Raw genomic sequence first — 12,824 nt, 5'->3', positions numbered from 1 at the left:
CGTGTGCAGGCATGCGTGCTACGGCGCGAGGCGGTCCGGCAGCGGCACCGCGTGCAGGCAGGGGTGCCGCCCCATGCCGTCCGGGGCGGACAGGACGGTGGCGACCTCGCCGATGATCTCCACCCGGAGGTCGCCGGCGCGGTTCGTCCAGACCGGTCCGCCGCCGGGGCCCACGGCCTCGGTGACGCGGACCACGACGACCGGCGGCGGAGCGTGCCCGCCGATCGACCCGGGCAGGGTCACCGCGTAGCGGCGTTCAAGGCTCTTCATGGCCGGCCTCCTCGTCGGACTCCCCGCCCGGTGGCGTCGATTCTCCTCCGAGGTCGGGCCGTCGCATACGAACGGTGGCCGTCTTCGCAGCACCCTTCGGCCCGGCACGGTGCCGGGCCCCGGAATCGATGGTTACCGGGCACCTACCCGGCCGGGGCCGATGCACACGCCCGCACGCACCCGACGGACCGGGCGGGCGGACCGGCCGGGCGCAGGCCCTGGTGCGAGCGGTCCGGACCGGGCAGGCTGCTCCTGCCCGCTCCGGTCGTCCGGGCCGGGCGCAGCCGCCCCACTGCCCAGCCGCCCCACCGCCCCACCGCCCCGCCGCCCCGCCGTACGAAAGCGAGACCGTGACCGTGACCATGAGCGACGACCCCCGAGCCGGCACCGTCGACGGGCTGCTGCGCCGGAGCGCCCGCCGGGCCCCCGACCGCGTCGCCCTCACGTTCGCCGACCGCAGCTGGACCTACCGGCAGCTCGACGAGGCGGTCAGCCGCGCCGCCGGGCACCTGCTCGGGCTCGGGCTGCGGCCCGGCGACCGGGTCGCCGCGTACGGGCGCAACTCCGACGCCTACGCGATCGCCTTCCTCGCCTGCGCCCGGGCCGGACTGGTGCACGTCCCGGTCAACCACGCCCTCACCGGCGAGGAACTGCGCTACCTGCTCGGCCAGTCCGGCACCCGCGCGGTGCTCAGCGACCCGGCGCTCGCGCCGGAGGTCGAGCGGGTCCGGGACGGCCTGGCCGTCGAACACGTACTGCCGCTGCGGGAGGACCCGGCCGGGCTGCCGGGGAGCGGGCTCTCGGGGATCGGCCTGCTGGAGGCCGCGTCGGCCGGCCCCGTGCCCGAACTCGGCACCGGTCCGGCCGAGACCGAGCTCGCCCAGCTGCTCTACACCTCCGGCACCACCTCCCGCCCCAAGGGCGCGATGATGCCCCACCGCGCCCTGGTGCACGCCTACCTGTCCGCCCTCCACGCCCTCGACCTGCGCGAGGACGACCGGCCGCTGATCTGCATGCCGCTCTACCACTCGGCGGCCCTGCACGTCTTCCTGCTCCCGTACCTCGCCGTCGGCGCCTCCGTCCTGCTGCTGGAGTCGCCCGACATCCCCGAGCTGCTCCGCCGGATCGAGGCCGACCGGATCGCCTCGCTGTTCCTGGCACCGACCGTGTGGGTTCCGCTGGCCAACCACCCGGACCTCGACCGGCACGACCTGTCCTCCCTGCGCAAGGCCCAGTACGGCGCCTCGATCATGCCGGTGGCGGTGCTCGACCGGCTCCGTGCCCGCTACCCGCAGGTCGGCTTCTACAACTGCTTCGGCCAGTCCGAGATCGGCCCGCTGTCCACGGTGCTCCGGCCGGAGGAGCACCTCGACCGCCCGGCCTCCTGCGGACGCCCGGTGCTGTTCGTGGAGACCCGCGTCGTGGACCGGACCGGCACCGAGGTGCCGCCCGGCACCCCGGGCGAAGTCGTCTACCGCTCACCGCAGTTGTGCCTCGGCTACTGGGACTCGCCCGAGCAGACCGCCGAGGCCTTCAAGGACGGCTGGTTCCACTCCGGGGACCTGGTGGTCGCCGACGAGGCCGGCTACCTGACCGTGGTCGACCGGATCAAGGACGTCATCAACACCGGCGGGGTGCTGGTCGCCTCCCGGGAGGTCGAGGAGGCCGTCTACAGCCACCCCGCCGTGGCCGAGGTCGCGGTGATCGGCGTCCCCGACGACAAGTGGATCGAGGCGGTCACCGCCTTCGTCGTGCTCCGCCCCGGCAGTCCCGCCCCCACCGAGGCGGAACTGATCGCCCACGTCAGGAGCCGGCTCGCACCGTTCAAGGTGCCGAAGAAGGTCCTCTTCGTCACCGAACTGCCCCGCAACCAGAGCGGCAAGCTCCTCAAGCGCGAACTCCGGGCCCGGGCCTCCGGGATCCGCTAGCCCGGCCGGCCCAGACGGCCGGGACGGCTGGGACGGCTGGGACGGCCGGGACGGCCGGGACGGCGACGGTCACGGAGTGGTCCGGACCGGGAAGCCGGTGGCGCGGCCCTGGCTCTTCAACCAGGTGAGCACCTGGCCGAGGGCCTCGACGGTCTGCTGCCGGTCGCCGCCACCGTCGTGGAACAGGACGGTCGGGCCGAGCGCGAGCTCCTTCTTCACCGTCTCGACGATGGCAGCCGTGCCGGGCTTCTCGAAGTCCTTCGAGTCGACGTTCCAGCCGAGCGGGCGCATGCCGTTCGCGGCGGCGATCCGCCGGCTGTCGGGGGTGAACGAGCCGCCGGGGGCCCGGTAGTACATGACCTCGGCGCCGCCCGCGGCCTGCTCGATCATCTTCTTCGCGTCCAGGATCTCCCGCTCCTGGTAGGCGACGGGCTTCTTGTCCATCGTGGTGTCGTGGTCCACGGTGTGGTCGCAGAGCCGGTGACCGGCCGCCACCACCTGCTTGACCAGGTCCGGGTGGGCCTTGGCCTGCGGTCCGATCATGCAGAAGGTCGCCTTCACCCCGTACCGCTTGAGCACGTCGAGGACCTTCGGGGTCCACACCGGGTCGGGCCCGTCGTCGATGGTGATGTTGACGGCGTTGCCCCCGGCCTCCGAGGCGTGGGCTATGCCCTCGGGTATGCCGCCGGACTGCGCACCGCCGCCGCTGCCCTGGGCACCGTCCTGGCCGCCCTGCCCTTCGGCGGACCCGTCCTGCGCCTGGGCGACGTTCCGGTCATGGCCGGGGACCGTCGCGGTGACCGCGGGAACCGCCCAAGCCGTCGCCGCGGCGACGACGACCGCCACCGCGACGGCCGCCCGCGACCGGTTGCCCACGGTCCCCATGCGCGCCTTGATGTCCATCAACGACCCCTCCCCCGACTCCACCTGCGTGTTCTCCGAGGTCGAGGACGTCAACCACCCCACCGGGGTTCCCCGCTTCGACGCGCGTAGCAGACCGGTGACATTTCCCGCCGGAACGCGCTGACGCTCAGTGGAGCGACGAGTCCGAGGTAGTACGCGGGGCGTTGCGCGACTCCGGCGGGCCTGCCGTCACGAAGTTCCCACTGCCGTCGATGAAGAGCAGCACCCCGACGTCCTGCTCGCGGTCGACTCCGACCTGGAAGTCGTGGTCAGGGACCGCCGGGAAGTCGTGGCCCGGAACTCTCGGCTTGACGATCCCCCTGGCCAGGTGGGTCAGCTGAGCCAGGTTCTCGTACGCCGAGCCGTCGAGGAGTTCGTCGATCAGGCGATCGACGTCCTCGACGGAGGTGAGACGGCCGGGATCCGCCATCTGGTCCGCCCGGTACCGGACCTCGACCAGTGCCGGTAGTGCCACCGATCCCCTCCAGACCCGGCGGCGACCGCCGGCGACGCTCCTACCAGCGGTCGTGCACCTGCGGCCGGATGCGGCGGTCGTACAGCTCCCGTACGGCGTCGAGCGTGGCCGCGGGCAGCGGGGCCTGCTCGGCGGCCGCAGCGTTGGAGCGGGCCTGCGCCACATTGCGGGCGCCGGGGATCACCGTCGTGACCCCGGGCTGCTGGATGATCCACCGCAGGGCCGTCTGCGCCGCCGTGGCACCCTCGGGTGCGAACGCGGCGAACTCCCGGGCCGCCTCGACGCCCGTGGCGAAGTCCACGCCGGAGAAGGTCTCGCCCTGGTCGAAGGCCTCGCCGTGGCGGTTGTAGGTGCGGTGGTCGTCCGGGCCGAAGACGGTCCGCTCGCTGTAGCGGCCCGAGAGCAGCCCCGAGGCGAGCGGCACCCGCGCCAGGATCCCCACCCCGGCCGCCTCCGCCGCGGGCAGCACCCGCTCCAGCGGCTTGAGCCGGAAGGCGTTCAGGATGATCTGCACACTGGCGACGCCCGGACGCGCGATCGCGGTCAGCGCCTCCGCGCAGGTCTCCACGCTCACCCCGTAGGCCGCGATCCGCTCCTCTGCCACCAGGGTGTCCAGGGCGTCGAACACCTCGTCCGAGGAGTAGACCGGCGTCGGCGGGCAGTGCAGCTGCACCAGGTCCAGCCGCTCCACGCCCAGGTTCTCCCGCGAACGGTCCGCCCAGGCACGGAAGTTGGCGAGGCGGTAGTGCTCGGGCCGCTGCTCGACCCGGCGGCCGAACTTGGTCGCGACGAACACCTCCGCGTCCGGCCGCTCCTTCCGGAACCGGCCGATCAGCCGCTCACTGCGGCCGTCCCCGTAGACGTCCGCGGTGTCGAAGAGCGTGACCCCCTCCTCCACCGACGCCTCCAACACGGCCAGGGCGTCCTCCTCCCGGACGTCACCCCAGTCCGCACCGAGCTGCCAAGTGCCGAGTCCGACCACCGAAACGGGACGGCCGGTCCGGCCGAGTACGCGCTGTTCCATACCAGGAGCCTCTCACGCCACCCCACCCGACGCCGCCCGGGCCCGGTCCCCGACGAAGATCCTCAGCCGCCGAGGAGAACCTCCCGCCAGAGGGAGTGCCGCTGGGCGGCGACATCGGCGTCGTGTTTGACGATGAATTCGAACAAGTCCCTCAGGCACGCGTACCGGTCGATACTGTCCGCGGAATTGATGATTCCCGAGATCCAGTACCAGCGCCATGCCGAGTCGATGAGGCCGCTGATCGACGAGTTGACGAACACATCGCTCTGGCGCCACTGGGTCAGCGGGATTCCCCAGACCTGACCCGACGGGACAGCCGCCGCCAGTTCCAGGTCGAGCCAGATACCAAGCCCGTAGTAGCCGCGCCCGTCCTCCAGTTCGTCCGGACGCTCACCCGCGTGGATGTTCGAGACAAGGCCGTACCGCTCGATCAGCGGCAACCCCCACCGTTCCAGAGCCGCACGGTCGCGGGCCGGAACGAGCCACCGGTTCAGGGCCAGCGGATCCTCGACCGCCGTCCGATCCGTGGGGACCACGAGTTCCGCCTGCGGGCGGGCGAGGATCTCGCGCGCCCGATCACGCATGGAGCCCAAACTCGGCCGTCCCTTTTGTGTCAAGAGCATTGCCGCAGGAGGGGCAGCGGCACAGCCTAACCCGCCTTCCGTGATCACCTGACGGGCTCACGGCGCCAGCGGATCAGCGCAGTCAGGAGAGGGTGGCCGGCCGTCGAGAGTCCCTATCGGCGACGGTTGGGCGCTCGGTCGTGGCGGTCACGGCCGCGGGATCGGGACGACAACGCCCAGGCGCCGCAGCAGATGGCGGATTGCCCTGCTGGAGAAATCAGTGCTCGGAGTGCTCGTGGCCGGCCTCGCGTGCGGGGTCCGTCACGAACCGGCTCAGCCGGTAGGTGGTCGGCTGCACCAGACGGCCGCACAGCGTGTCGATCCGGACCATCGATCCGTCGACTCCCGCTTCCCGAAGACGGCGCAGGTGTGCGCGCAGCTCCGCCTCGTCCAACGTTTCGAGGACCACGTCCCACCGCCCGGCGTCCGGCGCAGTGCGAGCGGCAAGGCGCTGCCTCTCGGCCTCCTGCCGCCGTTTCCTCTTCGCCTGTCCTGGCACCGGCCCAGAATCGCGGGTCGGCGTCAGGACGGCAAGGCCATTGAAACGGGCGCCGTGTCCGCTCTCGGTGAGCCTTGGTCAGGCCGGCGCTACCGCGGCTGCGCGCTCGGATTGTCGGGCGGTGAGGCGAGGTGGGCGAGCAGGGGGGCGGCGCCGTCCTTGGTGGCGAGTCCGCGGGCGAGGTGGGTGGCGCGGTGGTGGTGGGTCGGGTCGGTCAGGCAGGTGGTGATCGCGTCGGCGAGGGCTTCGGCGGTGAGGTCCTGGAACGGGACGGGGCGGGGGGCGACGCCCAGGGTGTGCAGCCGGGCCGCCCAGAACGGCTGGTCGGCCATGACGGGCACGGCGACGGCGGGCACCCCGGCCCGTAGGGCGGCCGCCGTGGTGCCCGCTCCGGCGTGGTGGACGACGGCGGCGGTGCGGGGGAACAGCCAGTCGTGCGGGACGTCACCGACGGTCAGGACGTCGTCGCCGCAGCCGTTCAGCCCGGCCCAGCCCGCCTGCACCACCGCCCGTACGCCCGCCCGCTCGACCGCCGTGGCGACCAGCCCGCTGAGCCGCTCCCCCTCCCCGACCGCCATGCTGCCGAACCCGATGAACACCGGGGGCGGGCCGGCCCGGAGGAAGTCGAGCAGGTCGGCCGGGGGCTGCCAGCCGGCCGGCCGCGCGGGCCACCAGTAGCCCGCCACCCGGGCCCGGGACGGCCAGTCGGCGGGGCGCGGCAGCACCAGCGGACTGTAGCCGTGGAAGACCGGACGGGTTTCGGCCGTGGGCGGGTCGGCGGGCAGTCCGAGCCGGGCACGCAGCCTGGTGACGGCGTCCACGAAGAGCCCTTCCGCGCGCCTCAGGACGTCCCGGCCCGCCGCGAGGTTGCCCTCCGGCCCCAGGTCGTCCGCGTTCCGGGCGTTGGGCAGCGCGAACTCCCGGGTGGCGAACGACGGGGCGAGGTAGGTGCCGACGACGGGGACACCGAGCGCCTCGCCCGCCGCCCGGCTCAGCGGTGCCGGGCCGAAGGCGGTGAGCACCACGTCGGCCCCGCCCGCCGCCGCCTCCGCGACCCCGTCGGCCAGCCCGTCCGTGTAGGCCCGCAGCGCCGCCCGGGAGAACTCCCGGACCAGCTCGTGCGGGTCTCCCGGCACGGGCCGGTGTTCGAGCCCGCAGTCGGCGAGGAGCCCGGCGAAGGACGCGTGGGCGGCCACGGCGACCTGGTGGCCCGCCTCCAGCAGTTGCCGCCCCAGCCCGGTGTAGGGCGCGACGTCTCCGCGTGAACCGGCTGTGACGATCAGAATGCGCATGGCACGATTCTGCCGCCTCCCGCCGCAACTCCGTGCCCACGCGCTGCCGTTGCTCCTGACTCGCGGACACCGGCCGGTCGAGGGATCAGAACGGGGGTGCCTGCGCGGTTGCGCCGACACCGGCCCAAGGGTCGTCCTGCTCCCCCTGCTCGGTCAGTTCACGCTCCCGCCGTTCGGCGGCCGCGCGTGCCTCCGCGATCGTCGGGACGGCGGCGAGGGCCTCCTCCGGGCGGCCCAGTCTGATCAGCGTCTCGGTCAGGTCGAAGTCGACCCCCTGCTGGGCGGCCGCCCGGAGCAGCGCGAGGGCCTCCTCCGGGCGGCCGTCCCGCTCCAGCAGCCGCGCCACCACGGTGTCCCACTCCCCGGGCTCCCGCTCGTTGAGGGCGGTGGCCTCCGTGAGACCCTCGGCACAGCGGCCCGCCTCGCCCAACAGCCAGAACCGCAGCTGGAGGATGCTCTCCGGATGCCCCTCGGCATACGCACCGGTGAGCCCCTCCAGCAGTTCGAGCGCCCGGTCGGGGCGGCTGTCGTCGACGAGCAGTTCCAGCGCCCAGTGGAGGAGGTTCCCGCAGTCGTAGTAGTCGTACGTGGGCCGGCCGGTCTCCACGGCTTCGTCGACCCTCCCCTGCCCGACGAGGAGGCGCATCAGCGCCGCACGGTCGTTCGGGTGGTCGTGGGCCTCGATCGCCTCGCGCAGCAGGCTCTCGGCCTCGCCGGCCCGCCCGGCGTCCTCCAGTGCCTTCGCGTACACGGCGAAGGCGGAGTAGCGCTCGCTGACGGCGAGCGCCGCCAACTCTTCGATCAGGCCCTGCCGGGCGAGGAGCTCCGCGTAGTACTGCGGAAAGTTGACGGGGTGACGGCGGCCCGAGGCGATCTCGGTGCGCAGGACCTCGACGGCCTCGTCCGTGCGCCCAGCGCGTTCCAGGACCCGAGAGATCAGGAGCAGCACGTGCCACCGCTCGCTCCGGTCCGCCCCGCACGACTGACCGCAGCTCGCGCACGGCACGCCCTCCGTGCCCTCCATGCGCGCCGCAGCTTGCGTGAGGACGTCCAGGACCCGGTCGTCACGGCCCTGGCCCTCGGTCACCTCGACCAGGTGCGACCGGAGCCAGTGCTCCCCGAGGTGCGGTACCAGCAGGTCGACGGCCTCGTCCGCCCGCCCGGCCCGCACCAGCAGTTCCGCGTAGCGTGCGCTCACGTGGCCGTCGCCCTGTTCGGCCGCGTCCGGGCGCACCATCGCGAGCGCCTCGTCGCCCTCGCCGCGCCGGATCATCAGCTCCGCGGTGAGCCACTCGGCGGCCCGCCAGCCGATGTCGGTGAACGGGTCCATCAGTGCCAGCGCCCGGTCGAACTCCCCGGCCGCGCAGAGCTCCCGCGCCGCCGCCTCCGCGCAGTTCCAGTCGCCGCGTTCCTGCGCCGCCCGGATCACCAGGTCCAGCCGCCCCAGGTCGAGGAGACTGCGCACCATCCGCGGGTAGACGCCGCCGTGGCGTCGCTTTTGCCAGAGAAGATCATCGATGTTCACGAGGGCAACCTACGAACCGCCACTGACACCCCCGCGCCGGTGGGGGTGTGCTGGGATGGTGCGGCGGGGTGTCGGGGCAGACGGAGGGACAGTTGCAGGGGCGGGGGACGGTGCGGGAGATCGTGGTGGACGAGGGGCGGGTGCGGGGACTGGTGCTCGGAGCGGCCTGGCTGGTGTCCCGCTGCCTCGCCGAGGACGACCCCTTCCGGCTGGTGACGGCCGGGCCGCGGCCCTACGGGTGAGGTGTCAGGGGGTGGCTGTGAGGAGGGCCGTCTGGAAGACGAAGCGGTTCCACGGGGTGCGGGGGTCGCGGCCGGTGGTGGTGGCGAGGCGGCGGAGGCGGTAGCGGACGGTTTGGGGGTGGAGGTGGAGGCGGGCGGCCGCGCCGGCGGCGCCGTCGGCGTAGATGACCGCGTCGAGGGTCCGGCGGGTGTCGTCGTCCTGGGCGAGGTGGCCGAGTACGGCCTCGGTGACCCGGGCGGGGGCGGCGTCCGGGTGTCCGGTGACCAGGGCCACCACCTCCAGGTCGCCGCGGTCGAGCACCCGGCGCTCGGTCCGCGCCGGTGGTGGGGCGTGCCGGAGGCCGTGGAGGGCCAGGCGGTAGTCGCGTGGGGCGGTGGCGGCGGTGACGCCGGTGAGCCGGGCGCCGGTGAGGGCGTGCGCGCCGGTCAGGCGGTCCAGTGCCGCCGGGTCGACGGCCTTGAGCAGGGCGACCCCGACGCCGTCCATGACGGTGTGCAGCGAGGTGAGTTCGAGGTCGCCGGCCCGGTCGGCTGCGGTTCGGGCGTCGAGGGCCGTGGCCGCCAGTGCGGCCGCCCGTGCCGCGTCGTCGGCGGAACCGGCGGCACCGGCGGCCGGGGAGACCACCAACAGGTCGAAGGTGGAGGGCAGTTCGGCGTCGAGTTCGCGCAACCGCGCGCGCAGGGTGCCGGCGTGGCTCTGCCGGCCGAGCAGCAGGTCCGCGAGGAGGCCGCGGAGTGCGCGTTCGCGGTCCTCGCTGAGGATGCGGCCGGTGGACTCGTAGCCGTCGAAGACCGCCTCCGAGGACTGGTCGAGCACCGTCAGCCAGACCCGGGCCAGCGCGCTGAGGTCGCGCGACGGGACGGTGTCGGGGAAGCGTTCGCCGATCCGGTCGAAGAAGGCCAGCGCGGCCACCCGGTAGGCGCGCAGTACGGCCGCCAGCGGGCGGGCGTCCCGGGCCCGGACGGCGCCGACGCCGCGGAACATCCGGAGGTCGCCGGCGTCCAGGGCGCCGTCCACCGACCACAGTTCGAGCACCCGGCGGAGGGTCCAGACGATCAGGGAGCGGACCTCTTCGAGCTGGCGGGCGTCGAGGTTGGCGTAGGCGGGGATCTCCCGGGTGACGGCGGCCAGGGCGGCCTCGACCATGCCCGGCTCGTCCGCCAGGATCCGCGCCACGGCGGCGGAGCGGTCGGCGGCGGACCGGGCGGCCGACGACGCGCCCCCTACCCGGGTGCCGTGCTCCGGTGGCACAGTCTTCTTCATCACCATCTGACAAACCTAGCGCCCGCCCCCGCGGCCCGCCCGAGCATGGGGACCGTACGGCCATGGGGACCGTACGGCCGTCGCGCCCGGGCGACGGCGGATTCCCCCGAGGGAGAGCTGCATGCCGTTCCAGCCTGAGGTGATCGTGGTCGGGGCCGGCCTGGCCGGACTGGTGGCGACGCACGAGCTGGCCAAGGCCGGTCGGCGGGTGCTGGTCGTCGAGCAGGAGAACCGGCGCAACCTCGGCGGCCAGGCGTTCTGGTCGCTCGGTGGGCTCTTCTTCGTCGACAGTCCGGAGCAGCGGCGGGCCGGGATCAAGGACTCCCTGGAGCTGGCCCGGCAGGACTGGCTCGGTTCGGCGGGCTTCGACCGCCCGGACGACGAGGACGTCTGGGGCCGGCGGTGGGCCGAGGCGTACCTGGCGTGGGCGGCGGGCGGCAAGCGCGGCTACCTGCGGGAGCTGGGCCACCGGGTGGTGCCGCTGGTGGGGTGGGCGGAGCGGGGTGCCGGTTCGGCCACCGGCCACGGCAACTCGGTGCCGCGCTTCCACATCACCTGGGGTACCGGGCCCGGTGTGGTGGAGGCCTTCCTGCGCCCGGTGCTGCGGGCGGAGCGCGCCGGGCTGGTGCGGTTCGCCTTCCGGCACCAGGTGGACGAGCTGCTGACGGAGGAGGGCGGGGGCGGCGCGGTGGTCGGCGTCCGGGGCTCGGTGCTGGCGCCGGACGACTCGGCGCGCGGGGTCAAGTCCTCGCGGGAGGTGACCGGCCCGTTCGAGGAGCGGGCGGCGGCGGTCGTGGTGACCTCCGGCGGCATCGGGCACAACCATGCGCTGATGCGCGCCAACTGGCCGACCGAGCGGGTCGGTCCGGCGCCCGAGCACCTGATCTCCGGCGTGCCCGCCCACGTCGACGGGCGGATGCTGGCCATCACCGAGCGGGCGGGCGGCCGGGTGGTCAACCGCGACCGGATGTGGGCGTACACCGAGGGCGTGCACAACTGGGACCCGGTCTGGCCGGACCACGCCATCCGGATCCTGCCCGGCCCGTCCTCGATGTGGTTCGACGCCGAGGGGCGCCGGCTGACCGGGATGTCCGGCGTGCCGGGGGCCGACTCTATCGGCGCGATGAAGCAGATCCTGGCCACCGGCCACGACTACTCCTGGTTCGTCCTGACCCAGTCGATCATCGAGAAGGAGTTCGCGCTCTCCGGCTCGGAGCAGAACCCCGATCTGACCGGCCGCGACCTGGGGTTCGCGCTGCGGAGCCGGTTGGCGAAGGGCGCTCCGGGCCCGGTGGAGCGGTTCAAGCAGCACGGCGAGGACTTCGTCGTCGCCCGGACCCTGCCCGAGCTGGTCGCGGCGATGAACGGGATCGCCCGCGGCCCGAAGCTCGACGCCGCCATGATCGAGCGTCAGATCGTCGCGAGGGACAGGGAGTTGGGCAACGATTTCAGCAAGGACGTGCAGGTGATGGCGATCCGCAATGCCCGCCGGTCGCTGACCGACCGGATCGCCCGGGTCGCCAGGCCGCACCGGATCCTCGACCCGGCGCACGGCCCGCTGATCGGCGTACGGCTCAACATCCTGTCCCGCAAGACCCTCGGCGGCCTGCAGACCGACCTGGAATCGCGGGTGGTCGGCGCCGACGGGGCACCCGTCCCCGGTCTGTACGCCGCCGGGGAGGTGGCCGGCTTCGGCGGCGGGGGCGTGCACGGGTACAACGCCCTGGAGGGCACCTTCCTCGGCGGGTGCATCTTCTCGGGGCGGGCGGCCGGCCTCGCCATCTCCCGTATCGGCTAGCGCACTTGTTACGTCGTCAGCTGGTCAGCCAGGGCGCCTCGGGGAGCTTGGCGTCGGCGTTGCGGCCGGCGAACTCCACGGTGGCCGGCGTGCCCAGGCCCGCCATCCGCATGGTGACCCGGCGCAGCGAGCCGTCGCCGTCCACCCAGTAGGTGAGCGGCGAGCGGTTGCCGTCCGGTGCGGCGCCCTGGGCGCGCGGGCCGGAGAAGCGGTCGTAGCTGCGGCCGTCGATCCGGTCCTCGCCGAGCCAGCGGGCGCCGGACTGGGAGAGCAGCACCGGGTTGTCGGGGCGGTCGGCGCCGAGCTGGGTGAGCAGTTGGAGGCCGGCGTCCAGCGGGTCGGCGGTGTACGAGCGCGGCGACCAGCCGGAACGGGGGACGTGTTCGGCCTGCTGCCAGGGCGGGCTCTGGTCGCCTGCCGGTTCGGGGGCGAGGCCGAGGCCGCCGGTGTCCCAGACCACCAGCCCGTGGTCGAGCGGTCCGCCCGCTCCGGTGGACGTGTAGCGGCCGGCGCCCCGGTGGGTGCGGTAGTCGACGACCCCCTCGACCCGGATCCGCACTCCCCCGCCCTCGTCCGCGGTGAGCACCACGTTGACGGGGCTGGCCTGGTAGAGGTTCAGCCGGGACAGTGCCAGCCGGGCGGCCTCGTCGCTGCTGACCGGCCGTTCCGAGGCCTGGTCGGAGGTCGTCCGGTACGCGGCGACGCCGCCCGCGACGGCGGCGCACACCGCGCACGCGACCAGCGCCGTCAACCAGCGGGGGCGGCGGCGCCGGGGCGGTTCGACGACGGGGGCCTTCGTCTTCCGGGCCATGCGGGGGTGTGCTCCGATCGGTCGTTGCGGGCGGACGGCAGGAAGCCGGCGGGTGAGAAGGCAAGCCGGCCGGGTACGGGAACCGGGCGGGTCCGCGATCCTCTCGGTCCGCGTACCCGCCCGGTCCGGGCCTCACCCCGTCAGGCCGGGGTGGGTGGCCGACAGCAGGA

The 12,824-nt window shown here is 73.8% G+C and carries 13 protein-coding genes; 4 read left to right on the top strand and 9 right to left on the bottom strand.

The features are described from left to right. Positions 1 to 18: 18 nt before the first annotated feature. Complete coding sequence (locus tag ACFXOZ_RS26935) at positions 19 to 270, bottom strand: DUF6296 family protein (RefSeq protein ID WP_380593069.1); 252 nt, start codon at positions 268 to 270, stop codon at positions 19 to 21. A 362-nt stretch (positions 271 to 632) separates the two neighbouring features. On the opposite strand from ACFXOZ_RS26935, the gene ACFXOZ_RS26930 reads away from it, so the two are divergent. Then, positions 633 to 2,198: an acyl-CoA synthetase gene (locus ACFXOZ_RS26930; protein ID WP_380593068.1), complete on the top strand. Its 1,566-nt coding sequence runs from the start codon at positions 633 to 635 to the stop codon at positions 2,196 to 2,198. 69 nt (positions 2,199 to 2,267) lie between these two features. Here ACFXOZ_RS26930 and ACFXOZ_RS26925 read toward each other — a convergent pair whose 3' ends face one another. After that, positions 2,268 to 3,101 carry a polysaccharide deacetylase family protein gene (locus ACFXOZ_RS26925; protein ID WP_380593067.1) on the bottom strand — a complete coding sequence of 278 codons (834 nt, stop codon included), beginning with the start codon at positions 3,099 to 3,101 and terminating at the stop codon, positions 2,268 to 2,270. Here ACFXOZ_RS26925 and ACFXOZ_RS26920 point away from each other — a divergent pair. Then, a complete protein-coding gene (locus ACFXOZ_RS26920) occupies positions 3,094 to 3,225 on the top strand; it encodes a hypothetical protein (protein WP_380522949.1) in 132 nt (43 codons plus the stop codon). The two genes, ACFXOZ_RS26925 and ACFXOZ_RS26920, sit on opposite strands and share 8 nt — an antisense overlap. 3 nt (positions 3,226 to 3,228) lie before the next feature. Here ACFXOZ_RS26920 and ACFXOZ_RS26915 read toward each other — a convergent pair whose 3' ends face one another. The 5 genes from ACFXOZ_RS26915 to ACFXOZ_RS26895 all read right to left on the bottom strand — a co-directional run bounded on the left by ACFXOZ_RS26915 (position 3,229) and on the right by ACFXOZ_RS26895 (position 8,539). Further along, positions 3,229 to 3,576, bottom strand: a complete 348-nt coding sequence (locus tag ACFXOZ_RS26915) for a hypothetical protein (RefSeq protein ID WP_380593066.1) — start codon at positions 3,574 to 3,576, stop codon at positions 3,229 to 3,231. A gap of 40 nt (positions 3,577 to 3,616) precedes the next feature. Further along, complete coding sequence (locus tag ACFXOZ_RS26910; RefSeq protein ID WP_380593065.1) at positions 3,617 to 4,600, bottom strand: aldo/keto reductase; 984 nt, start codon at positions 4,598 to 4,600, stop codon at positions 3,617 to 3,619. A 62-nt stretch (positions 4,601 to 4,662) separates the two neighbouring features. Continuing rightward, positions 4,663 to 5,184 (bottom strand): SUKH-4 family immunity protein, encoded by a 522-nt coding sequence (locus ACFXOZ_RS26905; protein WP_380593064.1) that lies wholly within the window; start codon positions 5,182 to 5,184, stop codon positions 4,663 to 4,665. A gap of 627 nt (positions 5,185 to 5,811) precedes the next feature. Beyond that, complete coding sequence (locus tag ACFXOZ_RS26900) at positions 5,812 to 7,014, bottom strand: glycosyltransferase (RefSeq protein WP_380593063.1); 1,203 nt, start codon at positions 7,012 to 7,014, stop codon at positions 5,812 to 5,814. Positions 7,015 to 7,099: 85 nt separating this feature from the next. Continuing rightward, positions 7,100 to 8,539: a hypothetical protein gene (locus tag ACFXOZ_RS26895; RefSeq protein WP_380593062.1), complete on the bottom strand. Its 1,440-nt coding sequence runs from the start codon at positions 8,537 to 8,539 to the stop codon at positions 7,100 to 7,102. A 68-nt stretch (positions 8,540 to 8,607) separates the two neighbouring features. Between ACFXOZ_RS26895 and ACFXOZ_RS26890 the strand changes: the two genes are divergently transcribed. Next, positions 8,608 to 8,781: a hypothetical protein gene (locus ACFXOZ_RS26890; protein ID WP_380522944.1), complete on the top strand. Its 174-nt coding sequence runs from the start codon at positions 8,608 to 8,610 to the stop codon at positions 8,779 to 8,781. A 4-nt stretch (positions 8,782 to 8,785) separates the two neighbouring features. On the opposite strand, the gene ACFXOZ_RS26885 is transcribed toward ACFXOZ_RS26890, so the two are convergent. Continuing rightward, complete coding sequence (locus tag ACFXOZ_RS26885; protein WP_380593061.1) at positions 8,786 to 10,051, bottom strand: helix-turn-helix domain-containing protein; 1,266 nt, start codon at positions 10,049 to 10,051, stop codon at positions 8,786 to 8,788. A gap of 115 nt (positions 10,052 to 10,166) precedes the next feature. On the opposite strand from ACFXOZ_RS26885, the gene ACFXOZ_RS26880 reads away from it, so the two are divergent. Beyond that, positions 10,167 to 11,843 carry an FAD-binding dehydrogenase gene (locus ACFXOZ_RS26880; protein WP_380593060.1) on the top strand — a complete coding sequence of 559 codons (1,677 nt, stop codon included), beginning with the start codon at positions 10,167 to 10,169 and terminating at the stop codon, positions 11,841 to 11,843. A gap of 16 nt (positions 11,844 to 11,859) precedes the next feature. Here ACFXOZ_RS26880 and ACFXOZ_RS26875 read toward each other — a convergent pair whose 3' ends face one another. Then, positions 11,860 to 12,654 (bottom strand): hypothetical protein, encoded by a 795-nt coding sequence (locus ACFXOZ_RS26875; RefSeq protein WP_380593059.1) that lies wholly within the window; start codon positions 12,652 to 12,654, stop codon positions 11,860 to 11,862. Positions 12,655 to 12,824: the final 170 nt, after the last annotated feature.

The organism is Kitasatospora sp. NPDC059160 (assembly GCF_042755465.1).
Classification (GTDB): domain Bacteria; phylum Actinomycetota; class Actinomycetes; order Streptomycetales; family Streptomycetaceae; genus Kitasatospora.
This window is presented reverse-complemented; position numbering and strand designations above follow the sequence as displayed.